This is a genomic window from Streptomyces sp. NBC_00663 (genome assembly GCF_036226885.1).
Lineage (GTDB): Bacteria > Actinomycetota > Actinomycetes > Streptomycetales > Streptomycetaceae > Streptomyces.
Window position 1 is genome coordinate 7,477,108 of sequence record NZ_CP109027.1, and the last position, 22,062, is coordinate 7,499,169.

23 protein-coding genes are annotated in these 22,062 nt (G+C 71.8%); 13 read left to right on the forward strand and 10 right to left on the reverse strand.

Going from position 1 to position 22,062, the window contains the following annotated elements:
- The first annotated feature begins 3 nt into the window (after positions 1 to 3).
- The gene (locus OG866_RS33860; RefSeq protein WP_329340671.1) at positions 4 to 1,401 is read left to right on the forward strand and encodes a hypothetical protein; all 1,398 of its coding nucleotides are present in this window, start codon (positions 4 to 6) and stop codon (positions 1,399 to 1,401) included.
- A 7-nt stretch (positions 1,402 to 1,408) separates the two neighbouring features.
- Here OG866_RS33860 and OG866_RS33865 read toward each other — a convergent pair whose 3' ends face one another.
- Positions 1,409 to 1,822 carry a VOC family protein gene (locus OG866_RS33865; protein WP_329340673.1) on the reverse strand — a complete coding sequence of 138 codons (414 nt, stop codon included), beginning with the start codon at positions 1,820 to 1,822 and terminating at the stop codon, positions 1,409 to 1,411.
- Between the two features lie 117 nt (positions 1,823 to 1,939).
- Complete coding sequence (gene ypfJ, locus OG866_RS33870) at positions 1,940 to 2,833, reverse strand: KPN_02809 family neutral zinc metallopeptidase (RefSeq protein ID WP_329340675.1); 894 nt, start codon at positions 2,831 to 2,833, stop codon at positions 1,940 to 1,942.
- A 189-nt stretch (positions 2,834 to 3,022) separates the two neighbouring features.
- Between ypfJ and OG866_RS33875 the strand changes: the two genes are divergently transcribed.
- The 3 genes from OG866_RS33875 (at position 3,023) to OG866_RS33885 (ending at position 6,102) form a co-directional block, all read left to right on the forward strand.
- Positions 3,023 to 4,621: an ABC-F family ATP-binding cassette domain-containing protein gene (locus OG866_RS33875; RefSeq protein ID WP_329340676.1), complete on the forward strand. Its 1,599-nt coding sequence runs from the start codon at positions 3,023 to 3,025 to the stop codon at positions 4,619 to 4,621.
- A gap of 335 nt (positions 4,622 to 4,956) precedes the next feature.
- Positions 4,957 to 5,178 (forward strand): helix-turn-helix domain-containing protein, encoded by a 222-nt coding sequence (locus tag OG866_RS33880; protein ID WP_004002281.1) that lies wholly within the window; start codon positions 4,957 to 4,959, stop codon positions 5,176 to 5,178.
- Positions 5,179 to 5,307: 129 nt separating this feature from the next.
- Complete coding sequence (locus OG866_RS33885) at positions 5,308 to 6,102, forward strand: enoyl-CoA hydratase/isomerase family protein (RefSeq protein ID WP_329340678.1); 795 nt, start codon at positions 5,308 to 5,310, stop codon at positions 6,100 to 6,102.
- A gap of 122 nt (positions 6,103 to 6,224) precedes the next feature.
- Here OG866_RS33885 and OG866_RS33890 read toward each other — a convergent pair whose 3' ends face one another.
- Positions 6,225 to 6,926, reverse strand: a complete 702-nt coding sequence (locus OG866_RS33890) for a nucleopolyhedrovirus P10 family protein (protein WP_329340680.1) — start codon at positions 6,924 to 6,926, stop codon at positions 6,225 to 6,227.
- 87 nt (positions 6,927 to 7,013) lie between these two features.
- Between OG866_RS33890 and OG866_RS33895 the strand changes: the two genes are divergently transcribed.
- From OG866_RS33895 to amaP, 5 genes are read left to right on the forward strand one after another with little or no spacing between them, the layout of a single operon-like run.
- Positions 7,014 to 7,478, forward strand: coding sequence for an Asp23/Gls24 family envelope stress response protein (locus OG866_RS33895; RefSeq protein WP_329340681.1), 465 nt, complete (start codon positions 7,014 to 7,016; stop codon positions 7,476 to 7,478).
- A 31-nt stretch (positions 7,479 to 7,509) separates the two neighbouring features.
- Positions 7,510 to 7,701, forward strand: coding sequence for a hypothetical protein (locus OG866_RS33900; RefSeq protein ID WP_329340682.1), 192 nt, complete (start codon positions 7,510 to 7,512; stop codon positions 7,699 to 7,701).
- A gap of 5 nt (positions 7,702 to 7,706) precedes the next feature.
- Positions 7,707 to 8,090, forward strand: a complete 384-nt coding sequence (locus tag OG866_RS33905) for a hypothetical protein (RefSeq protein ID WP_329340683.1) — start codon at positions 7,707 to 7,709, stop codon at positions 8,088 to 8,090.
- Positions 8,087 to 8,734, forward strand: a complete 648-nt coding sequence (locus OG866_RS33910; protein ID WP_329340684.1) for a DUF6286 domain-containing protein — start codon at positions 8,087 to 8,089, stop codon at positions 8,732 to 8,734. The genes OG866_RS33905 and OG866_RS33910 overlap by 4 nt, the downstream gene beginning before the upstream one ends.
- Before the next feature lie 5 nt (positions 8,735 to 8,739).
- Entirely contained in the window at positions 8,740 to 9,318 is a 579-nt protein-coding gene (gene amaP, locus OG866_RS33915; RefSeq protein ID WP_329340685.1) for an alkaline shock response membrane anchor protein AmaP, read from the forward strand.
- Between the two features lie 49 nt (positions 9,319 to 9,367).
- Here amaP and OG866_RS33920 read toward each other — a convergent pair whose 3' ends face one another.
- The 7 genes from OG866_RS33920 to OG866_RS33950 form a co-directional block, all read right to left on the reverse strand.
- The gene (locus OG866_RS33920; RefSeq protein WP_329340686.1) at positions 9,368 to 10,123 is read right to left on the reverse strand and encodes an SDR family oxidoreductase; all 756 of its coding nucleotides are present in this window, start codon (positions 10,121 to 10,123) and stop codon (positions 9,368 to 9,370) included.
- A 5-nt stretch (positions 10,124 to 10,128) separates the two neighbouring features.
- Positions 10,129 to 11,916, reverse strand: coding sequence for a glycoside hydrolase family 15 protein (locus OG866_RS33925; protein WP_329340687.1), 1,788 nt, complete (start codon positions 11,914 to 11,916; stop codon positions 10,129 to 10,131).
- 72 nt (positions 11,917 to 11,988) lie between these two features.
- A complete protein-coding gene (locus OG866_RS33930; RefSeq protein WP_329340688.1) occupies positions 11,989 to 12,792 on the reverse strand; it encodes an SURF1 family cytochrome oxidase biogenesis protein in 804 nt (267 codons plus the stop codon).
- A gap of 81 nt (positions 12,793 to 12,873) precedes the next feature.
- Positions 12,874 to 13,107: a hypothetical protein gene (locus tag OG866_RS33935; protein WP_079083468.1), complete on the reverse strand. Its 234-nt coding sequence runs from the start codon at positions 13,105 to 13,107 to the stop codon at positions 12,874 to 12,876.
- Positions 13,108 to 13,241: 134 nt separating this feature from the next.
- The gene (locus OG866_RS33940) at positions 13,242 to 14,252 is read right to left on the reverse strand and encodes a DEDDh family exonuclease (protein ID WP_329340692.1); all 1,011 of its coding nucleotides are present in this window, start codon (positions 14,250 to 14,252) and stop codon (positions 13,242 to 13,244) included.
- A gap of 105 nt (positions 14,253 to 14,357) precedes the next feature.
- The gene (locus tag OG866_RS33945; RefSeq protein WP_329340694.1) at positions 14,358 to 16,967 is read right to left on the reverse strand and encodes an MXAN_6230/SCO0854 family RING domain-containing protein; all 2,610 of its coding nucleotides are present in this window, start codon (positions 16,965 to 16,967) and stop codon (positions 14,358 to 14,360) included.
- A gap of 157 nt (positions 16,968 to 17,124) precedes the next feature.
- Positions 17,125 to 17,739, reverse strand: coding sequence for a TetR/AcrR family transcriptional regulator (locus tag OG866_RS33950; RefSeq protein ID WP_329340695.1), 615 nt, complete (start codon positions 17,737 to 17,739; stop codon positions 17,125 to 17,127).
- A gap of 105 nt (positions 17,740 to 17,844) precedes the next feature.
- On the opposite strand from OG866_RS33950, the gene OG866_RS33955 reads away from it, so the two are divergent.
- The 4 genes from OG866_RS33955 to OG866_RS33970 are packed head-to-tail and all read left to right on the forward strand — an operon-like array spanning position 17,845 to position 22,047.
- Positions 17,845 to 18,642: an acetoacetate decarboxylase family protein gene (locus OG866_RS33955; protein ID WP_329340697.1), complete on the forward strand. Its 798-nt coding sequence runs from the start codon at positions 17,845 to 17,847 to the stop codon at positions 18,640 to 18,642.
- Positions 18,642 to 19,526, forward strand: coding sequence for an SDR family NAD(P)-dependent oxidoreductase (locus tag OG866_RS33960; RefSeq protein WP_329340699.1), 885 nt, complete (start codon positions 18,642 to 18,644; stop codon positions 19,524 to 19,526). Before OG866_RS33955 ends, OG866_RS33960 begins: the two co-directional genes overlap by 1 nt.
- A 14-nt stretch (positions 19,527 to 19,540) precedes the next feature.
- Complete coding sequence (locus OG866_RS33965) at positions 19,541 to 20,824, forward strand: amidohydrolase family protein (protein WP_329340701.1); 1,284 nt, start codon at positions 19,541 to 19,543, stop codon at positions 20,822 to 20,824.
- Complete coding sequence (locus tag OG866_RS33970) at positions 20,821 to 22,047, forward strand: amidohydrolase family protein (RefSeq protein ID WP_329340703.1); 1,227 nt, start codon at positions 20,821 to 20,823, stop codon at positions 22,045 to 22,047. The genes OG866_RS33965 and OG866_RS33970 overlap by 4 nt, the downstream gene beginning before the upstream one ends.
- Positions 22,048 to 22,062: the final 15 nt, after the last annotated feature.

A 22,062-nucleotide genomic window follows, 5' to 3' on the forward strand; every position in this document is an offset into this window, starting at 1 on the left:
CCCGTGACGTCCCGTATCCCGCGCGACTCCAGGCTTCGACTCGTCCGCACGCGACCCCTGGCCGCCGCCCCCCGAGCGATGAACCAGCGGCGCTCGCGCCGCCCCGCACCCCGCCCCCCGGAGGGCACCCCGGCACAGGCCGAGTTGGCCAGAATGGCTCGCTCCGGCCTCGCCGGCGCGGCCCGCGTCGCCCACTGGGCCGACGCCGCCCTCGGCCCCGGCAGTGACGGCAGAGCCGACGGCAAAGCCACCCTCTCCGAAGCCACCGCCGAACGGGCCGCCGCCGACCTGGGCCTGACCGCCGCTCAGGTCCGCGCCGACTGGGACACCGCCCGCCTCGCCGGCCTCGTCGAGGTGCACGGCGACAACGCCCGCCCCGGCTGGCGGCTGCGCGCCTGGGACCGCGACGACAGCGCCGTGCTCCGCGGCTGGGTCGCCCTCTTCGACGCCTGGTCGCTGGCCCACCCCGAACCCGCGGACCACGAACCCGCCGCCGTCGCCGAGGTCGTCTCGGCCATGCCGCAGGTGCTCTCCTTCCTCCAGCTCTCCGCCGGCCCCGTGCCCGTGGAACAGCTCCTGGACCTCCTGGAGCAGCGCGTCACCGAACTGCGCACCGAACGCTGCGAGATCCCCTACGGCCCCCAGCCCGACCCGGCCACCCAGGCGCGGACCGAGGACGCCCCCCTCGAACCGCTCCTCGACTGGGCTCTGTACGCCCTCGCCTCCGTCGGCGCCCTCACCTACGGCGACGGCCAGGCCACGCTGACCCCGCTCGGCAGCTGGGCGGTGTGGGTCAAGCTGGAGCAGATCTGCGTCGCCGCGCAGAGCCCCGCCGGCAATATCGAGGTCGCCGCCGAGGAGATGCTCCGCGGCTGCTCCCAGCTGCGCCCCAACGCCGCCCGCGCCGAATACCGGGCCTGGCTCGCCGCCCGCCCCGTCGGCAGCGCCGTCACCGAACTCATCGGCGCCGCCCGCGGCGAGGACGCCCTGCTGCGCGGCCTCGCCTTCGAGGCGCTGCGGGTCGTCGGCGCCCCCGCCGAGCCCGACGTCCGCGCCGTGGCCGACGAGCCGACCTTGCGGCCGTACGCCCTGCTCTGGCTCGCCGAGCACGACGGCCACGACCCGGAGGACGCCCACGAGGTCCTCACCCGGGAGGAGGCCACCTGGCTGTGGGTCGACACCGCGGCCGCCGTCGCCGACCACGGCGAGGCCCCGCTGCTGGTGCGGCACCTGGAGTCCGCGGTCCAGCCGACCGTCCCCATGCTCCTCGACGAGGTGCGTGCCGTCGGTCACCCCCGCACCGTGCAGGTCCTGGTCGCCCTCGCCGCCGCGCATCCCGACCCCGCCCTGGCCAAGGCGGTCCGCAGGGCGGCCTTCCAGGTGCACACCGGCCGGAGCTAGGAAGGCGCTAGCCGCCTATCTCCGGCGTATAGGTCCCGAAGCTCCAGATGTTGCCCTCGACGTCCCGGGCCATGTAGTCCCGCGCTCCGTAGTCCTGGTCCGTCGGGGGCATCAGGATCTCCGCGCCCTGCTCCACGGCGTGCCGGTGGTGTGCGTCGACGTCGTCCACGGCGACGTACACCCCGGTGGTGCCCGCGTTCTTCATCGCCGCGTCGAAGACGCCGCCACGGCCCTTGGAGCCGACCATCACCGCGCCGTTGCCCTGCACCAGCTCCGCGTGCAGCACCGAGCCGTCCTCACCCTCGTACACCGACAGCTCGCTGAAACCGAACGCCTCCGTCAGCTGCCGGATCGCCGCCTTGGCGTCCGTGTACAGCAGCGTCGGGTAGATGCTGGGCCGCCCACCGCTCGTGCCTGCCATGCCGATCACTCCCTCGTGATCCGGAACCACCCGGAAATCGATGAACTCGACGTGCGGCCCAGTCTTGCAGCGACCACTGACAATCACCCCTGACCAGCGAAAACCCCCGCACATCGGTCAGCTGAAGGTGTTGCACTTCGCCATGTCGCCGCTCTCGTACCCCGTCCGGAACCACTGCCGGCGCTGCCGCGCCGACCCGTGCGTCCACGACTCCGGCGTCACCCGTCCCTGGAACCGCTCCTGGATCCGGTCGTCGCCCACGGCCGCCGCCGCGTCCAGCCCGTCGGTGATGTCGGCCGGGGTGAGGCTCGTGACGAGCGGGCGCCCGGTCGACTCGTCGTTCGTCGTGGTCGCGTGGTGCGCCCACACCCCGGCGTAGCAGTCCGCCTGGAGCTCGACCCTGACCGCGTTGCTGTTCGCGCCCGTGCGTCCGTCCTGGGACCGGCTCAGCGTGCCCATCAGGTCCTGCACATGGTGCCCGTACTCGTGCGCGACGACATAGGCCTGTGCGAAGGCGCCGCCGCTCGCGCCGAACTGCGACCGCAGCTCGTCGAAGAAGCCGAGGTCCAGATAGACCTTGCGGTCGCCGGGACAGTAGAACGGCCCGACCGCGGAGGTCGCCGCCCCGCACGCCGTGCCGACCCGCTGGCTGAAGAAGACCGTGGGGGAGCGGGTGTACGAGCCGCTGCGCCGCGCGAACTCCTGGTCCCAGTAGTCCTGCACGCTGTTGACCACCGCCACCGTCCGGCAGTCGTCCCGGGTGTTCGCGTCCTGCCCGGTGCGGCAGCTCTGCTGCACCTGCGCGAGACCGGAGGCCGTGGCGGCCGGCTGGTCGGTGCCGCTGTCGGAGAGCCCCAGCTGGTCGGGGCCGACGCCGAGGAAGAGCCCCAGCAGCAGGGCGACCAGTCCGGCGATGCCGCCGCCGACGGTCGCCCTGCCCCCGGGGACGCGGCTGCCGCGCACGTCCTGGACCTCGGAGGTGTCCAGCTGGGCGTCGTCGTCGAACTGCATGCCGTCATCGTGATCCACGGTCCCCGCACCCGCACCCGGGACCAACCGTGGATCCCGAACACCCGCACCCAGAAAAAATGCTTGCACGCCCCCGTTAGACTTGGCCCATGGCCATTCTCCTCGCGCATTAGACGGCGGGAACGTCCTCAGCCGCCCACAACCGTCAAACACACGCCCTGGAGTCTGTCCGTGATCTCCGCCACCGGTATCGAGCTGCGCGCCGGCGCCCGAGTCCTCATCGAGTCCGCCACCTTCCGCGTCGCCAAGGGCGACCGCATCGGCCTGGTGGGCCGCAACGGCGCCGGGAAGACCACCCTCACCAAGTGCCTGGCCGGCGAGGGCATCCCCGCCGCCGGCCAGATCACCCGCTCCGGCGAGGTCGGCTACCTCCCGCAGGACCCCCGCACCGGCGACCTCGACGTCCTCGCCCGCGACCGCATCCTCTCCGCGCGCGGCCTGGACGTACTGATCCGCAAGATGCGCGAGAACGAACAGCGGATCGCCAACGGCAGCGGCGCCACCCGTGAGAAGGCGCTGCGCCAGTACGAGCGCCAGGAGACCGAGTTCCTCACCAAGGGCGGGTACGCCGCCGAGGCCGAGGCCGCCACCATCGCCGCCGCGCTGAACCTGCCCGACCGGGTGCTCGGCCAGCCGCTGCACACCCTCTCCGGTGGTCAGCGCCGCCGTATCGAGCTGGCCCGGATCCTCTTCTCCGACGCCGACACCCTGCTCCTCGACGAGCCGACCAACCACCTCGACGCCGACTCGATCATCTGGCTGCGCGACTACCTCAAGACCTACCGCGGCGGCTTCATCGTGATCTCCCACGACGCCGACCTGGTCGAGACGGTCGTCAACAAGGTGTTCTACCTGGACGCCAACCGCGCCCAGATCGACGTCTACAACATGGGCTGGAAGCTCTACCAGCAGCAGCGCGAGGCCGACGAGAAGCGCCGCAAGCGCGAGCGGCAGAACGCCGAGAAGAAGGCCGCCGCCCTGCACTCGCAGGCCGACAAGATGCGCGCCAAGGCCACCAAGACGGTCGCCGCGCAGAACATGGCCAAGCGCGCCGACAAGCTCCTCGCGGGCCTTGAGGCGGTGCGCCAGCAGGACAAGGTCGCCAAGCTGCGCTTCCCCGAGCCCGCGCCCTGCGGCAAGACCCCGCTGATGGCGGAGGGCCTGTCGAAGTCGTACGGCTCGCTGGAGATCTTCACCGACGTCGACCTGGCCATCGACAAGGGCTCACGCGTGGTCATCCTGGGCCTCAACGGCGCGGGCAAGACCACCCTGCTGCGCCTGCTGGCCGGCACCGAGCAGCCGGACACCGGCGCCGTCGTGCCCGGCCACGGCCTCAAGCTCGGCTACTACGCCCAGGAGCACGAGACCCTCGACCCCGAGCGCACGGTCCTGGAGAACATGCGCTCGGCCGCCCCCGACCTCGACCTTGTCGAGGTGCGCAAGACCCTCGGCTCGTTCCTGTTCTCCGGCGACGACGTCGACAAGCCGGCCGGAGTCCTCTCCGGCGGCGAGAAGACCCGGCTCGCGCTCGCCACCCTGGTCGTCTCCTCGGCGAACGTCCTGCTCCTCGACGAGCCCACCAACAACCTCGACCTGGCCAGCCGCGCGGAGATCCTCGGCGCACTGAGCACCTACAAGGGCGCGGTGATCCTGGTGACCCACGACGAGGGCGCGGTCGAGGCCCTTCAGCCGGAGCGGATCATCCTGCTGCCGGACGGCATCGAGGACCTGTGGGGCGCCGACTACGCGGATCTGGTCTCCTTGGCTTGATCGAAAGCGTGATCCACGGCGTATGGATCATTCGGCTTACCGGTGATCCATCATCTGTGTGAGATCTCCTCGTACCGAGGTGTGTCCTACATCCACTTCGCGGCCGATCCCTTTGTCGACAAGGGGTCGGCCGTCGTACGTCTCTGACCTGCCCATTCACAAATGAACCCGTTCGGCGGTACGAACGGGACGGCGTGGAATCACAGATTCCGTATGTGGGGACGTGCTCCTGTCGTCACAACCTTGTCTTACGGACCTTGCCGAATGGGTGGCCAGGAAGCCCCGGAGGGGTGATCATGAGGGGACCAGAGCGCACTTCCCATGAGGAGGCACGGGTGGCCGAGACTCTGAAGAAGGGCAGCCGGGTAACCGGCGCCGCGCGCGACAAGCTCGCGGCAGACCTGAAGAAGAAGTACGACTCCGGTGCGAGCATCCGGGCGCTGGCCGAGGAGACCGGCCGCTCGTATGGCTTCGTACACCGGATGCTCAGCGAGTCCGGCGTCACGCTCCGTGGGCGTGGCGGCGCGACCCGGGGCAAGAAGGCCGCGTCGTCCTGATTCCGGGCGGCCCCTCGGCTTTCGATGGTGGCCACCCGGTCGGTTGTCCGACCGTCCGGGTGGTTACTGTGCAGTCACTTAGCCGTGCCATGTGGCACGGCGGATGACCGCACTCATCGGAGGCGCCCCATGGGCCAGGAACTCGTTCCCCTGCTCGACAAGGACGGCGTACGGCTCACCGTCGAGGACACCCTCGCCACGGTGACGCTGACCAACCCGGCCAAGCGCAACGCGCAGAGCCCCGCTCTGTGGCGGACGCTTGCCGAGGCGGGTCGGCTGGTGCCGGGCTCCGTCCGGGTCGTGGTGCTGCGCGGTGAGGGCAAGTCCTTCTCCGCGGGGCTCGACCGGCAGATGTTCACGCCCGAGGGGATCGAGGGCGAGCCGTCGTTCATCGACCTCGCCCGCAGTGGTGACGGCGAACTCGACGCTGCCATCGCGGAGTTCCAGGAGGGCTTCACCTGGTGGCGGCGGAGTGACCTCGTGTCCATCGCCGCCGTCCAGGGGCATGCCATCGGGGCGGGCTTCCAGCTCGCGCTCGCCTGCGACCTTCGCGTCGTCGCCGACGACGTGCAGTTCGCCATGCGCGAGACCAGCCTCGGTCTCGTCCCCGACCTGACGGGCACGCATCCGCTCGTCTCGCTGGTCGGCTACGCCCGGGCGCTGGAGATCTGCGCCACCGGGCGCTTCGTGCTGGCCGAGGAAGCCGTCAACACCGGCCTCGCCAACATCGCCGTCCCCGGGGACCAGCTCGACGACGCCGTACGCGACCTCGCCGGCGCCCTGCTGGCCGCGCCGCGGGACGCCGTCATCGAGACCAAGGCGCTGCTGCGCGGTGCCCAGGACCGCACCTACGACGACCAGCGCGCCGCCGAGCGCGCCGCCCAGGCCCGCCGACTGCGTGACCTGGCCGGCATCGGCGAGTAACCCTCACTCAAACCCTCGCCCAACCGAGTGACCGGCACTGGCACCGTCACCCATCTGGAGTGACCGGCACCGTCGGCGTCACTCGGCCGAGGTGACCAGCACGAACACCAGCACGGCCACCGTCACCCGACCGACGTGACCAGTACCGCCACCGTCGGATGATCGGGGAGTGCCTTCCCCACCCGTTCGCGGACCGCCCGGGCCACATCCAGTGCCCGGTGGTCCGCGCCGACCGCCACCTCCACCCGGACGTGGCGTCGCGGCAGGGCCGAGTGGTCCTCGCGCTGCCGCTCCTCGATCTGCACCGCCCGCCCCAGCGCGGCGGTCAGGCCCACCACACCGGGCACCGAGAGGGCCGCGACCGCCGCGGGATCGTCGGCCGGCGCGGCCGACGGCGGCTCGGGCCGTCGTACCGGGGCGGCCTCCGGCTCCTCGTCCAGCAGCGCTGTCACCTTCAGATCCACCTCCGCCACCGTCAGGCCCAGCAGCTCCGTGGCCGCGGTCGCGAGGCCCGACCGCAGCCGGGCCGCCGTCATCGGCAGCGGCTCCTCCGCGGTCGCCGCGAACCGCGCCGAGACCCGCAGGGGACCCGGCGGCAGACCGCTCGGCGGCGGCGGTACGACGGGCTCCTGCCCGGACTCCGGATCGGCGAGCGCGATCCTCAGCGCCTCCAGCCGTGCGCCGCGCAGCCCCCGTACCGCGCGCCGCAGCACCGCCTCGGCCGCCTCCTCCGCGATCCACGCGCCGTCGCGCGCACCCCCCAGCGGCAGCAGTCTGCCGAGGCCCAGCTGATGCCGTACTGACTGTGTCAAGCGGTCGGTCATTACTCCAGCCTGCCGCATCTCAGGCGCGCGCGGACGCAACCCCACTTACGGTGGTTGAAGGACGACGACCGAAAGGGATGTACGGCGATGACAGAGCAGACGCAGACTCCCGACGTGGAAAACGCCCCGCAACCGCGCAAGTCCGTCAAGCGTGGCGGCGGAGACCCGGCGACCCGGGGGCGGACCACCATCGCCGACGGAGTCGTGGAGAAGATCGCCGGGCTGGCCGCCCGGGACGTCCTCGGTGTGCACGCCATGGGCAGCGGGCTCTCCCGCACCTTCGGCGCCGTGCGCGACCGGGTGCCCGGCGGCTCGAAGTCCGTGACACGAGGCGTCAAGGCCGAGGTCGGCGAGGTGCAGACCGCGCTCGATCTGGAGATCGTCGTCGACTACGGCGTCTCGATCTCCGATGTGGCGCACGCCGTGCGGGAGAACGTCATCGCGGCGGTGGAACGCATGACCGGCCTCGAGGTCGTCGAGGTCAACATCGCTGTGAGCGACGTGAAACTTCCGGAAGAAGAGGACGAGGAGCCGGAGCCCCGGATCCAGTGAAGGGTCTCCGGGCGGCTGAGGGGAGTGCGGCATGAGCATGGCCATGGTCGGCATGATCGCCGGCATGGCGCTGGGCTTCGCCGGGTATTTCGGCGGCTTCGGTGCCTTCCTGCTGGTGGCGGCCCTGGGTGCGATCGGGTTCGTCGTCGGCCGTTTCTTGGAGGGGGACCTGGAGATCGGCGACTTCTTCCGCACCCGCAACGACCGCCGCGACCGGCGGTGACCTAGGTGACCACCGAGGCCGCCGAGGCCGGTGAGCTCCGCGGACCCCTGACCGTCGTACCGCCCGCCGAACGCGGTGCGACCCGGATCGCCGACCGCGTCGTGGCGAAGATCGCCTCGCAGGCGGCCCGCGAGGCCATCGGGGAGGTCCCGGACGAGGCCGCGCCCCCGCACGCCGGCGTCGTGGTCCACCACGACGTCGTCCGCGTCCGGGTCCATCTCGAACTCGGCTACCCCACCGACGTCGGCGCCCGCTGCGCGCGTGTGCGTCGGCATGTGGTCGAGCGGGTACGCGCGTTGGTGGGAATGGAGGTGTCGGAGGTCGCGGTCCAGGTCGAGCGGCTGCATGTGACCCCGGCGCACGGCGCGGCACAGGGGAGGACGCGATGAGCGAGCTCCAGGGCTCCGAGGGCACGACCCAGCGACTGCCGGTTCTGGAGAAGCCGACCGAACCGGACCACGCACCACCACCGGTCCTCGAAGGCGAGGGCGGCAACCACCGCTTCTGGTCGCCCCGGCGCATCCCCGCAGCCGTCGTCGCGGTGCTGCTCCTCGCTGGCGCTGGGTTCTTCCTCTACGACATCGCAGCCGTCCGCGCCGAACAGCCGGCCATGCGCTGGCGCCGCGAACTGGCCACGCAGCTCACCGAGCGCCCCCTCGACGACATCTGGGTCCTCCTGGGCGCCGGTGTCGCGGCGGCCCTCGGCCTCTGGCTGATCGTCCTCGCCGCCACCCCCGGTCTGCGTGGCGTCCTGCCCATGCGGCGTGTCCACGCCGACGTACGGGCGGGGCTGCACCGTGAGGCCGCCGCCCTGGTCCTGCGCGACCGCGCCGTCGAGGTCGCGGGGGTGCAGTCGGTCCGGGTCCGGCTGTCCCGCGCCAAGGCCGACGTCAGCGCGGTCTCGCACTTCCGCGAACTGGACGAGGTACGCGCCGACCTGGACGCCGTGCTCGGCGACGCGATCGGGGGACTGGGCCTGGCCCGGCCGCCCGCGCTGTCGGTGCGTGTGCGGCGGCCCGGGAAGAAGGGGTGAGGCCGATGCTCCGGATCGTCAATCGAGTCCTGCTCGCCGTGGTGGGCCTGGTCCTGCTGGTCGTGGGCGGCTCGGTGCTGGCCGTCGGCCTGGGGGTCAACCCGCCCTCATGGTGGATCCACGACAGCCGTCACGACGTACTTCTCGACGACGCCGAGCGCACCCGTTGGGAGGACCACGGCTGGTGGTGGCCGACCGTCCTCGCCGTACTGGCCGTCCTCGTCCTGCTCACCCTCTGGTGGCTGACCGCCAACCTGCGCCGCCACCGCCTCACCGAGGTCCTGGTGGACACCGGAGACGGCGAGGGCGCACTGCTGCGCGGCCGGGCCCTGGAAAACGTACTGGCCAACGAGGCGACGCAGTTGGACGGCGTCTCCCACGCCCACGTCCAGCTCACGGGCAAACGCACCGCCCCGGAGACCCGCGTACGCCTCCTGCTGGAACCGCACGTGGACCCCGGGGCGGCACTGAGCCACCTGACGGCTGGGGCCCTGACGCACGCGCGCACCTCGGCAGGGCTCGAGTCTCTGCCGACGGAGGTCCGTATGAGGGCGGTCAAGCACAAGGCAGAAAGGGTCAGTTGAGGGTTCAGGGGCGCGGGGAACTGCGCGAGCGACCCACCACAACCGGCACTCAAAAGCCGTGCCGCATGCCCCCATCAACAGGAACCATGATCCCGGTCAAGTAGGAAGCGGCGGGGGACAACAGGAAGGCCGCCGTACGCCCGAACTCCTCCGGCGTCCCGTACCGCCGCAAGGGAATCCGCGCCTCGTTGGCGGCTCGAGTGGCCTCCGGGTCGGCGGACAACCCGTCCAGCTCGCGCACGCGATCCGTGTCGATCCGCGACGGCAGCAGGCCCACGACGCGGATCCCGCGCGGTCCCAGCTCGTCCGCGATCGACTTCGCGAACCCGGCGAGCCCCGGCCGCAGCCCGTTGGAGACGGTCAGCCCGGGAATCGGCTCGTGCACCGAGCCCGACAGCACGAAGCCGATGACACCCCCGGCCTCCAGCTCTGCCGCCGCCGCACGCGCGAGCCGTACCGCGCCCAGGAACACCGACTCGAACGCGCTGGTCCACTGCTCGTCCGTGTTGTCGGCGACGAACCCCGGTGCGGGACCGCCCACGCTGATCAGGATGCCGTCGAAGCCGCCGAAGTGCTCCCGCGCGGCCGCGATCAGCCGGGCCGGAGCCTCCGGGTCGGCGTTGTCGACGGCCACCCCGACGGCGTCCGGCCCCAGCTCGGCCGCCGCGTCGGCGACCCGCTTCTCGTCCCGCCCGGTCAGTACCACCTTCGCCCCGTCGGCGACCAGCTCACGCGCGGACGCGTTGCCGAGGCCACGCGTGGCCCCTGTGACGACGTACACCCGGTCCTTCAGTCCAAGATCCATGTTCCCTATCCTGCCTCCTCGTCCCCGAACAGGGCGAGGGCGGTGTTCACCAGTCCGATGTGGCTGAACGCCTGCGGGAAGTTGCCGAGGTGGCACTCGTGCACCGGGTCGTACTCCTCGGACAGCAGCCCCACGTCGTTCGCCAGTCCCACCAGACGCTCGAACAGCTCACGGGCCTCCTTCGTACGGCCCGTCATGTGCAGGGCGTCCGCGAGCCAGAACGAGCACACCAGGAACGTGCCCTCGTCGCCCGGCAGCCCGTCGACCGTCGTGCCGTCGGTGCTGTAGCGGCGCAGGAAACCGCCGTGACCCAGCTCCTCGCGGATCGCGTCGACGGTGCCGATCACGCGCGGGTCGTCCGGCGGCAGGAAGCCGACGCGGGGGATGAGGAGCAGGGAGGCGTCGAGCTCGCGGGAACCGTAGGACTGGGTGAAGGTGTTGCGTTCGGTGTCGAAGCCCTTCTCGCACACCTCCCGATGCACCTCGTCGCGCATCGCGCGCCAGCTCTCCAGGTCGCCGTCGAGCTCGGGGTTGTCCTCCACGGCACGCACGGCACGGTCGACGGCCACCCACACCATCACCTTGGAGTGCACGAACTGCCGACGCCCGCCGCGCACCTCCCACAAGCCCTCGTCGGGCTGCCGCCACGCCTCGCGCAGGAACTCCACCAGCGCGCACTGGATGGACCAGATGTGCGGCTTGGGGGACAGCCCCGAACGCCGGGCCAGCGACAGGGAGTCCATGACCTCGCCGTACACGTCCAACTGGAGCTGCTTGACGGCCTCGTTGCCGATCCGCACCGGCCGGGAGTCGTGAAAGCCGGCGAGCCACGGCAGCTCGAACTCGGGCAGCCGTCGCTCGCCCGCGAGGCCGTACATGATCTGGAGGTCCGCCGGATCGCCCGCGACCGCCCGCAGCAGCCAGTCGCGCCAGGCCTCGGCCTCCTCCAGGTAGCCCGCCGAGAGCAGCGCGCCGAGGGTGAGCGTGGAGTCGCGCAGCCAGCAGTACCGGTAGTCCCAGTTGCGTACGCCGCCCAGTTCCTCCGGCAGCGAGGTGGTGGCCGCGGCGACGATGCCGCCGGTGGGGACGTAGGTGAGGGCCTTGAGCGTGATCAGGGAGCGCAGGACGACGTCCTTGTACGGGCCGTCATAGCGGCAGCGCTCCGACCATGCCTGCCAGTCCTCGACGCTGGCGGCGAGGGCGTCGAGCGGGTCGGTCTGCGGTGGGCGCGGCTGGTGCGAGGGGTGCCAGGTGAGCACGAACGCGACCTTCTCGCCCTCCTTGACGGTGAACTCCGAGTGCGTGCCGAAGTCCTCACCCCAGGTGTGCACTTCCGGCTCGCTGCGCAACCACGCCGAGTCGGGGCCGGCGACGGCCACCCGATGCCCGTCCGTCCTGCGCACCCACGGCATGATCGAGCCGTAGTCGAAGCGCAGCCGGAGCGTGCTGCGCACGGTGACCTCGCCGCTCAGGCCCTCGACGACGCGTACGAGGTCGGGGGCGCGGTCGCGCTGGGGCATCAGGTCGGTGACGCGCACCGAGCCGGTGTCGGTCTCCCAGTCGGTGTCCAGGACGAGGGTGCCGGGCCGGTAGGCGCGGCGGGTGCAGTCGCCTGGGGCGTCGCGGGGCGCGATGCGCCAGTGGCCGTTGTCCTCGTCGCCGAGCAGTCTGGCGAAGCAGGCTGCCGAGTCGAAGCGGGGCAGGCACAGCCAGTCGACGCTGCCGTCCTTGCCGACCAGTGCCGCTGTCTGTTCGTCGCCGATGAGGGCGTAGTCCTCGATACGGGGGTGCACGGGATGCGGGTTCCCGGAGGTGGGGTGGGGCAATCCGGGGTGGAGCCGCCCGAGTGATTCAGATGGCCGGCCTCAGACCGCGGCCGGTTCCGTCTCCGCCTCGGCGCCCGACTCGTTCTCCGCCTTCTCCCGGCGGTCCCGCGTCTCACGCCGGACCAGCACGACCCAGCCGATCGGCACGCCCGCGGCGAACAGCCACCACTGGAAGGCGTACGCGTAGTTCAGCGCGGCGTTCTCCATGCCGGGCTTGCTGCCCATCAGCTCCGGGGTGTCGCCCTTGGGCTCGGGCGCGGTCTGGGCGAGGTAGCCGCCGAGGACCTCGGCGCCGAGCCGCTTCGCCTCCTGCGCGCTGTTGATCAGCATGATCTGGCGGTCGGGCAGGCCCTTGAGGTCCTTGATGCCGCTCGCCTCGGTCGTCTCGTCGGGCATCAGCCGGCCGGTGACGGTGGTCTCGCCCTGCGCGGGAGCGGGGATCTTCGGGAAGGCGGTCTGGCTCGGGCCGTCCGCGGGGATCCAGCCCCGGTTGACCAGGAGTACCTTGCCGTCGTTGAGGACGAACGGGGTCAGGACGTGGTAGCCGACCTCGTCGTCGGAGTTGGTGCGGCGGCGGACGACCACCTCGTGGGCGGTGTCGAAGTGACCCTTGGCGGTCGCCGAGTGGTACCGCTCCTTGCTGGTCACGGTGTGTCCCGGGGACGTCAGCGTCTCCACGGGCACCGGCTTGGCGTCCAGCGCGTCGGAGACCAGCTGGTTGCGGGCGGTGCGCTCGTCGTAGCGGTGCATCTGCCAGATGCCCAGCCTGATCATCGTGGGGATGAGGACGAGGGCGACCAGCGTGAGGATCACCCACTGCCGGGACAACAGGAAGCGGTACACCCCACGACGGTACAACTCGGGTCGTGGGGTGTACGCACAGGGGTGTGCCGGAACCGGCGCCTGTCCTGGTCGTCCGGGTGGTCAGACCCGGTCGACGATGCCCACCTTCCCCTCCGCTCGGGCGCAGTGCGCACCGCAGAACCAGTGGCCCTCGACCTCTACGCCCTGGCCGATGATCTGGACGCGGCAGTGTTCGCAGATCGGGGCCATGCGGTGGATCGCGCAGGAGAAGCAGTCGAAGACGTGGACCGCGCCCTGGGCGTGCACCTCGAAGGTCATGCCGTAGTTGTTGCCGCAAACTTCACAAGTCGCCATGCGCCACAGGGTGAGCCGTCCACCCGGCGCGGGCGAGCGGGCGGCGGGCGAGTCGCGGCGCAATCACCCGTCCGTACGGTCGCCTTCGACGCCGGTGCCACAGGGCGTGTGCCGATGTCTCCGCGCCCTCACGGTCACCCCTCCGCCGCCGGCGCCACGTTTCCCAGGAGCTGTCCGAACGCCGCCTCGTCCACGACCGGCGTGCCGTACTGCCGGGCCTTGACCACCTTCGACGTGCCCGAGTCGGGGTCGTTGGTGACGAGGAGGCTGGTCAGTCGGGAGATGCTCGTGGCGATGTGGAGCCCGGCCTCGATCGCGCGGTCCTCCAGCAGGTCGCGCTCGGTCGAGGTGTCCCCGGAGAACGCGATCCGCATGCCCTGCTTGAGTGGTTTGCCCTCTTCATAGCGCCCTGGGTTGGGATAGGGGCATGCGGGCCTTTTGCGTGCCGGGCGCCAACTGGTCGGCCGATAGCTGCTGTAGCCGCCGTAACCACCGCCACCGCCGGCGCTGCCCTGCTGCCGGGGTACCGCGCGGTCCGTCCACTCGGTCAGCGGCCGGCACTCGTGCAGCGGCAGCCGGATGCTCTGCGAGGCCGCTGCCCTGAGGCTTGGCCGAAACGCCTCCGCGAGCACGCGCGCGTCGTCCAGCGCGTGGTGCGCCCGCTGCTGGACGACGCCGAAGTGGGCGGCCAGCGACTCCAGCTTGTGGTTGGGCAGCGGCAGGGCCAGCTCCTTGGACAGCGCGATGGTGCACAGCCGCTGCCGCACCGGCGCCTCGCGCTCCGCGCGCGCGTACTCCCGGGCGATCATCTGCCAGTCGAAGACCGCGTTGTGCGCGACGAGGACCCGGCCCTCAAGCCTCGTCGAGAACTCCTCGGCGATGTCCTGGAACAGGGGCGCTCCCTCGAGCACGTCACTCGTCAGACCGTGGATCCACACCGGGCCGGGGTCGCGCTCCGGGTTGACCAGGGTGTACCAGTGGTCCTCGACCTCGCCGCGCTCGTCCAGCCGGTAGACGGCGGCGGAGATTATCCGGTCGTCGCGGGCCAGTCCGGTGGTCTCCACGTCAACGACCGCGTATCCCTTCGGATACGCGGCCGGCCACTGGGTGGGGGAGGACGCTTCGGCGGTACGGTCTTCGAGCATGGTCCCTGAGGATACGGGCCCCCACTGACAGCCCCGCGCGCACCCGCCCGCAACCCTGCTCCGGTGCGGGGCACTTCACCGTCACGCTCTCGGGTGTGCGGCGGCTCAGCCGAGCGCCGCCACCAGATCCCCCGCCGCCAGGGCTTCCAGGCCGCAGCCGTCGACCGGGCCGGGCAGCAGACGGTACGCCGACCCGGTGGCGCCCGCCGGTGCCACGCCCCCGTGGAGGAGGGCGAGGAAGACGTGCCGGTGTGACGCGACTTCACCCGCGAGGGCGTCGGCCGCCTCGGAGGGTTGCCGCTTCCAGGGGGGTGTCTCCAGGGCGCGCACCCGCGCGGCGAAGGCGGTGTCGGGCTCCCCTTCCTGCCGCCGGTAGTGCCACAGCTCGTCCACGGCGCGCGGATGTGGTGCGCGCCGTATCACCACCACCTCGTCGCCCCGCGCGGTGGCCCGCCACACCGCCAGGTCCCACAGGGTCGTACGGCCCGAGGCGAAGTACTGGTGCAGGTCCTGGGTGACCCGGCCGAGGTCGGCGCCGTGCCGGTGGAGGCTGTGGAAGCCCTCGGCGGCGGGGAGGTGCAGGTCGGTCCAGAGGAACGTACGGCGGTCGAGGTCGACCAGCATCGGGACGTGGATGCGCGAGTCGCCCACCAGGTCGTACCGCTGACGCACCGTCCGCGGGTCGTACGCCGCGTTCCGGTCCTCCTCGGCGGCGGACGGCAGCGCCATGAACCCGGCGAAGGCGTCCAGGAGCTCCTCGAACGCGACGTCGTTGAAGCTGAAGACGACCGGCAGGGCGAAGCGCACCCCGCGCTCCGCGAGCGCCGCCAGATCGAGGTCCACGTACTCGGTCGCCCCGTCCGGCGCGGGCGCCGACACCAGGTCGCCGGAGTGCACGGCCGAACGGCCCTCGTGGACGAGGTTCGTGTAGTCGCACAGGCCCGTGAAGTTCCACTCCGCGTCGTACAGGGCCACCGACAGGTCGAGGTCCACGCGCTTCTTCGCGGGCTGCGTCCAGTGCAGGAACAGCCGCAGCACCTCGCCCTCGGGCAGCGGCTGGGTGCTGCCGCGCGGGACCGTGACGAGGGCCTTGCTCGCGGCGGTCTCGGCGGCGGGCACCGCGAGTCCGGTGAGCGCCGAGTCGAGCACGGACAGGTCGAGGCGAGGCTCGTCGTGCCGGGTGAGGCGGCGCAGCGCCTCCGCCTCCAGCAGGGCGCACACCGCGTCCGTCACCTTCGGCGACAGCGGCACGCGCGTGTCGTCCGTCGTGTACGAGTGGGTCACCTGGCCGCGCGGGAAGAACACCCGGCGCCCGCCCGGGAGATGGCGGATCCGCATCCGCCCCAGCGCGGCGAGCAACGGCCCGGGGCCGGCCTTGGGCAGGACCCGGCGCAAGGTGTCCCCGAACCCGTCCGGCGGTACGTCGAGTTCACGCAGCCGCAGCAGATGGTCGAGGCGGCGCAGCAGCTCGCCGGGGCGTTCGGCGAGCAGGTCCAGAGCGGCCGCGAAGTCCCTTTCCCGCAGCGCCTGTTCGACGCGTGCCGTCCAGGTGGCCGGCTTGACGCGGGCCCCGTCGACCCGTACCGCGTCCGGGTGCTCCGCGGCCGTCCGCAGGAGCGCCTCGCCGAGTGCGCCCTCGGTCCCGGAGAGGTCCGTCGCGCGCAGGACGGCGAAGGCGAGCGCGGCCTTGGGGTGGCGCGCGTGCTGTTCGTAGGGGTGCAGGACCTCGGCGGCGCGCTTCCAGGCGTCCGGGTGCCGCAGCACGTCCTCGACCAGCAACGGCATCGCCAGCCCGTCGAGCACCCCGAGCAGTCGGCGGCGGAGCGCGCGCGGGAGGGAGCGCGTGCGTCGGGGCTCCAGCAGGTCGGCGGTGCCGCCGGACCACACGCACAGCAGCCGCAGCACGTCCGTCGCGGTCGTCAGGTGTCGGTCGAGCAGCTCGGTCGCCGCCCCGCGCGTGTGCCGGTCGAGCAGCAGGGTGCCGAGGGCCAGCGCCTTGGTCTGGCGCACCGGGATGTCCTCGGGGAACCAGCCCAGGTCGGCCGGCGCGTGCGCCAGCAGGATCTTCACGTCGTCCCGGTCCTGCGGGGGCAGCGGGGTCCGCCGGGCCAGCAGCCGCAGCAGGGCCCGCACGGCGTCCGCCTTCGCGTCCTTGCCGAGCGCGAGCAACTTCAGGGGTCCTACGGCGATCTCGCGGGCGTGGTGCGGCTGTTCGGGCCTCAGGAAGGGGTCGGCGCGGTCGATCCGGCGGTGGCAGATCGGGCAGCCCGCGTAGTCCGCGCCGTCCCAGCACTCCCGGCACACCAGATGCGCGCACGGCGACACGGGGTGCACGCTGCCGACCGTGCCGCACAGCACGCACGGTTGCCGCGGCCACTGGAGCAGCAGGGTGAAGACCCGGTCGACGAACAGCTGGAAGGTGTCGTCGGGCACCGAGGCCGGGAAGCTGCGGAACATCGGCATATGGGTGCGGTCGGCGCCGAGTTCGGCGTCGAGGTGCCGGACGAGCTGATTGCCCGCGTCCGCCAGCCCGGCCGGTCCCAGCCAGGCGAGCGCCGCGTGCAGCTGCGCCGTCGGCGCGCATCCCCGGTCCAGCAGCTCGGCTTCGAGCGCGACGAGCCCTGGCGCCGTCGAAGGGTCGCCCGGACGCGGCCCTGCCTGGTCGACGTAGACGGTACGAAGGCGGCGGAGCAGCACGGACGACAGTACGGACAAGCGGAGGCCCCCTGGGGGAAAGCGGAGAGAAGTCTCAGAGGCGGGGACGGAGAGTGGGCGCGCTGTCGTTGTCGTAGAAAAGAGAGAAGGAAGCACGCGGCGGAGCCGTCCCCGCGATCACGACTGTAGGAGGGCGGTGTTCGAGGACGCCACCCATTTATTTTGGAGCGGCTTCCTTGTCTTCGAGCAGCGACCGCACGAGCGCCCGCACGGACGTCACGAACAGCTTCTCCTCGTCGACGGGGCGGGCGAAGGCGCGGGCGAGCGCCGGGTCGTCGTAGGGGTCCGCTGTGGGCTGCTGCGCGGGCGCCCGTTCGCGATTGCGTTCCACCAGGACGAAGCCGACGACCTGGAACTGCACGGCCCGCACCGCCTCCGCCGCGCGGGCGCCCCGCAGCCCGGCCGCGTGCACCTCGCGGACCAGCGCCTGCTGGGCGGGCAGGAACATCCGCTCGGTCAGGCCGCGTTCGTGGACCATCGCGACGAGGTGCGGATGCGCGCGCAGCCGTCGGCGCAGGATGCGGGCTACGGAGACGACCCGCTCGGCCGGGGTGCGCCCCACGGGCCTGATCCCGCCGAGCTCGGTCACGGTCCGCCGCACGAGGGCGTCCAGCAGGGACTCCCGGTTGCCGACGTGCCAGTAGATGGAGGTGACGGCGGTGCCCAGTTCGGCGGCGAGCTTGCGCATCGTCAGTGCCTCGGGGCCGTGCTGCTTCACCAGGCCGGCGGCGGTGTCCAGGACTTCCTCACGGGTGAGCGACGCTCTCGCCATTGCTGCTCCCAAGTCCGCTTCGTGCACGCGTATTTACCCCGCGCGGGGTCTGCTGTAACAGTGTTACAGGTGACTGACGGCCCATCAGAAGAAGGGCGGTACGGCATGGCACGCGTACGGTACGGCGCGCGGACCGAGGCGGAGATCGCCGCCGCGCGCACCGCGGGCGCGCGGCTTCCCGACATCTGGTCCACCGGGGTGGTGGCCGTCTGGGAGACCGACCCGGACGCGGTCGCGGCGGTCCTGCCACCGCCCCTGAAGCCCACGGACCGGCCGCTGGCCCGGGTCAACATCAGCAAGGTCGACCTGCCCGGATACCCGCTCGGCGCGGGCTCGTTCGCGGTCGCCGCGGCCCATGACGGCGTCGACGGCTGGTACCCCCTGGTCATGCCGATGACCCATGAACGGGCCCTGATCGGCGGCCGCGAGGTGTTCGGCGAGCCGAAGAAGCTCGGCGAGGTCGTCGTCGACCGCGAGGGCCAGAACGTGCGTGCTTCCTTGGCCCGGCACGGCATCGCCTTCGTGGAGGTACGCGGCACGGTCGCAGGCGAGCTGCCGCCGCCGCAGCCTGCCCAGAAGACCGACTTCTACTTCAAGTTCCTTCCCGCGGTGGACGGTTCCGGCTTCGACGGCGACCCGGTCCTCGTGCACTGTCTGCGCAACGAGAAGGTGCGCCGCCTCGAGCGGATCGCCGGCGAGGTAGTGCTGCGCGAGTCGAGGTACGACCCGGTGGCCGACCTGCCGGTGCGCCGGCTGGTGGAGATCACCCTCGGCGAGAAGACCAGCGACCAGCGCGGCAAGGTCGTCGAACGGGTGGACGCGCGGGCGCTGCTGCCGTACGTCCATCAGCGCTACGACGATCCGGCGCAGGTGCTGGACGGGCCGCCCGAGGGGAGTGCCTGATGGAGCTGCTTCCCGGACAAGTGGCCGTCGTCACCGGCGCCGCGAGCGGCATAGGCCTCGCGATGGCCCGCCGGTTCGCCATCGAGGGCCTCAAGGTCGTCCTCGCCGACGTCGAACGACCGGCGCTGGACGCGGCCGTCGCGGCGCTCCGCGCGGACGGCGCCGACGCGCACGCGCGCGTGGTCGACGTCGGCGAGCGCGAACAGGTCCTGGAGCTGGCGGACTTCGTCTACGAGACGTACGGCGCCGTCCATGTCCTGTGCAACAACGCCGGGGTCGGCTCCGGCGCCGAGGGCCGTATGTGGGAGCACGAGCCGAACGACTGGAAGTGGGCGTTCTCCGTCAATGTGTGGGGCGTCTTCCATGGCGTCCAGGCATTCGTCCCCCACATGATCAAGTCGGGTCAACCCGGTCATGTGGTCAACACATCCTCCGGTGACGGCGGTATCGCCCCGCTCCCCACCGCCTCCGTCTACGCCGTCACCAAGGCGGCCGTCGTGACGATGACCGAGTCCCTGTACGCCCATCTGAAGGCCGAGCACGCGCGTGTGGGCGCCTCCGTCCTCTTCCCGGGCCCCCACATGCTCCGCACCGGCCTGTGGGAGTCCCATCGCAACCGCCCCGAGCGCTACGCCAAGGAGCGGCCCCGCAGGACGCCGTACCGCAGCCTCGACCAGTGGGAGACCGCGATGAGGGAAGCGGGCAGGGAGGTGCGCTTCACGCCCGTCGAGGAGGTGGCCGAGACCGTCGTGGACGGCATCCGCGCGGACCGCTTCTGGATGCTGCCTGCGAGCGAGCGCAGCGACGCGCAGATACGCGCGCGTGCCCAGTCGATGCTGGACCGCGCGAACCCGTCGTACCTGGAGAACTTCATCCTGGACTGACCGAGGGGGTCGACGTGACCGACCAGGAGCCCTATCTGATCATCTCCTCCGACTGCCACGCCGGGCTGCCCACCGAGGAGTACCGGCCCTATCTGGACGCCCGTTTCCACCGGGACTTCGACGACTTCCTCGCCGGGCGCGAGCGGCGCCGGGCGGAGATGACCCGGCTCGGCATCCGCAACGAGGCCTTCGCGACCAAGTGGTTCCAGGACAACGAGGAGGGCCTGCGCGGAGGCTGGGACACCGCGCAGCGGCTCAAGGAGCTGGACGGCGACGGGGTGGCCGCCGAGGTCGTCTTCCCGGACGCCGACGCCGTGGACAGCCAGACGGCCGCGCCCTTCGGGGTGGGCCTCGGGCTCTCCGGCGACCACGACCCCGAGCTGGGCATGGCGGGCGCGCAGGCGCACAACCGCTGGCTGGCGGAGTTCGTGGGGCAGAACCCCGAACGGCACTGCGGGGTGGCCCTGTTGCCGATCACGGCCGACGTGCCGAAGGTGGTCGCCGAGGTGCACCGGGCCAAGGAGTCCGGGCTCGGCGCGCTGATGATCCCCGCCCTGTGGGGTGACAAGGAGCCCTACCACGACCGCCGTTACGACCCCGTGTGGGCGGCGGCGGCCGAGTGCGGAATGCCCGTGACCACGCACTCCGGATCGGCGCCGCGGCACGAGTACGGCGACCATCTGGGCATCTTCGTCAGCGAGGTGACCTGGTGGCCCGCCCGGCCCCTGTGGTTCCTGCTCTGGTCCGGCGTCTTCGAACGCCACCCCGGGCTCAGGTTCGGGGTCGCGGAGTCGGGCTGCTGGTGGCTGCCGAACCTGCTGTGGTTCATGGACCGCCTCTACCTCGGCGCGCACGGCGGCAAGAAGCTCTCCCCGTTCCAGGAGCTGAAGCGCCCGCCGCACGAGTACCTCGACCGCCAGATCTTCGTCTGCGCCACCAACACCAAGCGCCGCGAACTCGCCCAGCGCTACGAGATCGGCGTCGACAACATCCTCTGGGGCAGCGACTTCCCGCACCCCGAGGGCACCTGGCCCGACACGCGCGCGTGGCTGAAGCGCACCTTCCACGACATCCCGGTCGCCGAGACCCGCCGCATGCTGGGCCTCGCCGCGGCCGACGTCTTCGGCTTCGACGTCGAGAAACTGACCCCGCTCGCCCGCCGTATCGGCCCCACCCCCGCCGACCTCGGCCAGAGCGCCGACCAGACGGCCGTGGAAGCGTCCTGGGCGCGCTCGCGCGAGGTGGGCCGGCACTGGCTGACCGACCACGACTTCCCTGTGCTGGGGGCATCCTCATGACCGACCGCTACACGGTGATCTCGGCCGACTGCCACGCGGGCGCCGACCTGCTCGACTACCGGCCCTACCTGGAGAAGCGGTACCACGACGAGTTCGACGTCTGGGCGGCGACGTACGTCAACCCGTACGAGGACCTGGTCGCCGACACCGCCGACAAGAACTGGAACTCCGAGCGGCGGCTCGCGGAGCTGGAGGCGGACGGGATCGTCGCCGAGGTGCTGTTCCCGAACACCATCCCGCCGTTCTTCCCGTCGAGCTCCCTCATGGCGCCCGCGCCCACCGCGGAGGACTTCGAGCGGCGCTGGGCCGGACTGCGCGCCCACAACCGCTGGATGGCCGACTTCTGCGCCGCCGCGCCGGGCCGGCGCGCGGGCGTCTTCCAGATCCTCCTCAACGACGTCGAGGAGGCCGTCAAGGAGGCCCGGTGGGCCGCCGAGGCGGGCCTCAAGGGCGGCCTGCTGCTGCCCGGCACCCCACCGGGCTCGGGCCTGCCCGAGCTGTACTCGGCGGCGTACGACCCGCTCTGGGCGGTCTGCGCGGAGCTCGGCGTCCCCGTCAACCACCACGCGGGATCGGCGTCCCCGCCGCTCGGCGACGAACCGGCCGCCCGCGCGGTCTTCATGGTCGAGACGACCTGGTTCTCGCACCGGGCGCTGTGGCACCTGGTCTTCGGCGGCGCCTTCCGCCGCCACCCGGAGCTGAAGCTGGTCCTCACGGAACAGGGGTCGGGCTGGATCCCGGGCGTGCTGGAGATGCTGGACTACTACCACGGGCGCCTGATCGCGGCGGCGACGAAGGCCACCACCGCCGAGTCCAAGTTCGGCGCGGGACTCGCCGCCCGCATGGGCGACGCGCCGTCGAAGGTCTGGCGCGACAACTGCTTCGTCGGCGCCAGCTTCATGCGCCCGCACGAGGTGCCGCTGCGGGACCGGATCGGCGTCGACCGGATCATGTGGGGCAGCGACTACCCGCACGACGAGGGGACGTACCCGTACACGCGCGAGGGCCTGCGGTACGCCTTCGCGCGCGTGCCGCGCGACGAGGTCGCGGCGATGGTCGGCGGCAACGCCGCGCGCGTGTACGGCTTCGACCTCGACCTCCTCGACCCGATCGCGGCGAAGGTGGGGCCGACGGTGGAGGAGATCGCCGAGCCGCTGGCCGAACCACCGGCGGACGCGACGAGCCCGTTGTTCGCCAAGGGGGCGTCGGTACGCGTGTGGTGACACTGACGGTGCCAT

What these genes read in the sequence shown, in the direction of transcription:
- OG866_RS33955 (WP_329340697.1), top strand. Translation starts at nt 17,845, where the DNA reads ATGGCACGCGTACGGTACGGCGCGCGGACCGAGGCGGAGATCGCCGCC.
- ypfJ (WP_329340675.1), bottom strand. Translation starts at nt 2,833, where the DNA reads ATGCAGTTCGACGACGACGCCCAGCTGGACACCTCCGAGGTCCAGGAC.
- OG866_RS33865 (WP_329340673.1), bottom strand. Translation starts at nt 1,822, where the DNA reads ATGGCAGGCACGAGCGGTGGGCGGCCCAGCATCTACCCGACGCTGCTG.
- OG866_RS33895 (WP_329340681.1), top strand. Translation starts at nt 7,014, where the DNA reads ATGACAGAGCAGACGCAGACTCCCGACGTGGAAAACGCCCCGCAACCG.
- OG866_RS33900 (WP_329340682.1), top strand. Translation starts at nt 7,510, where the DNA reads ATGAGCATGGCCATGGTCGGCATGATCGCCGGCATGGCGCTGGGCTTC.
- OG866_RS33890 (WP_329340680.1), bottom strand. Translation starts at nt 6,926, where the DNA reads ATGACCGACCGCTTGACACAGTCAGTACGGCATCAGCTGGGCCTCGGC.
- OG866_RS33885 (WP_329340678.1), top strand. Translation starts at nt 5,308, where the DNA reads ATGGGCCAGGAACTCGTTCCCCTGCTCGACAAGGACGGCGTACGGCTC.
- amaP (WP_329340685.1), top strand. Translation starts at nt 8,740, where the DNA reads ATGCTCCGGATCGTCAATCGAGTCCTGCTCGCCGTGGTGGGCCTGGTC.
- OG866_RS33935 (WP_079083468.1), bottom strand. Translation starts at nt 13,107, where the DNA reads ATGGCGACTTGTGAAGTTTGCGGCAACAACTACGGCATGACCTTCGAG.
- OG866_RS33970 (WP_329340703.1), top strand. Translation starts at nt 20,821, where the DNA reads ATGACCGACCGCTACACGGTGATCTCGGCCGACTGCCACGCGGGCGCC.
- OG866_RS33910 (WP_329340684.1), top strand. Translation starts at nt 8,087, where the DNA reads ATGAGCGAGCTCCAGGGCTCCGAGGGCACGACCCAGCGACTGCCGGTT.
- OG866_RS33940 (WP_329340692.1), bottom strand. Translation starts at nt 14,252, where the DNA reads ATGCTCGAAGACCGTACCGCCGAAGCGTCCTCCCCCACCCAGTGGCCG.
- OG866_RS33960 (WP_329340699.1), top strand. Translation starts at nt 18,642, where the DNA reads ATGGAGCTGCTTCCCGGACAAGTGGCCGTCGTCACCGGCGCCGCGAGC.
- OG866_RS33920 (WP_329340686.1), bottom strand. Translation starts at nt 10,123, where the DNA reads ATGGATCTTGGACTGAAGGACCGGGTGTACGTCGTCACAGGGGCCACG.
- OG866_RS33950 (WP_329340695.1), bottom strand. Translation starts at nt 17,739, where the DNA reads ATGGCGAGAGCGTCGCTCACCCGTGAGGAAGTCCTGGACACCGCCGCC.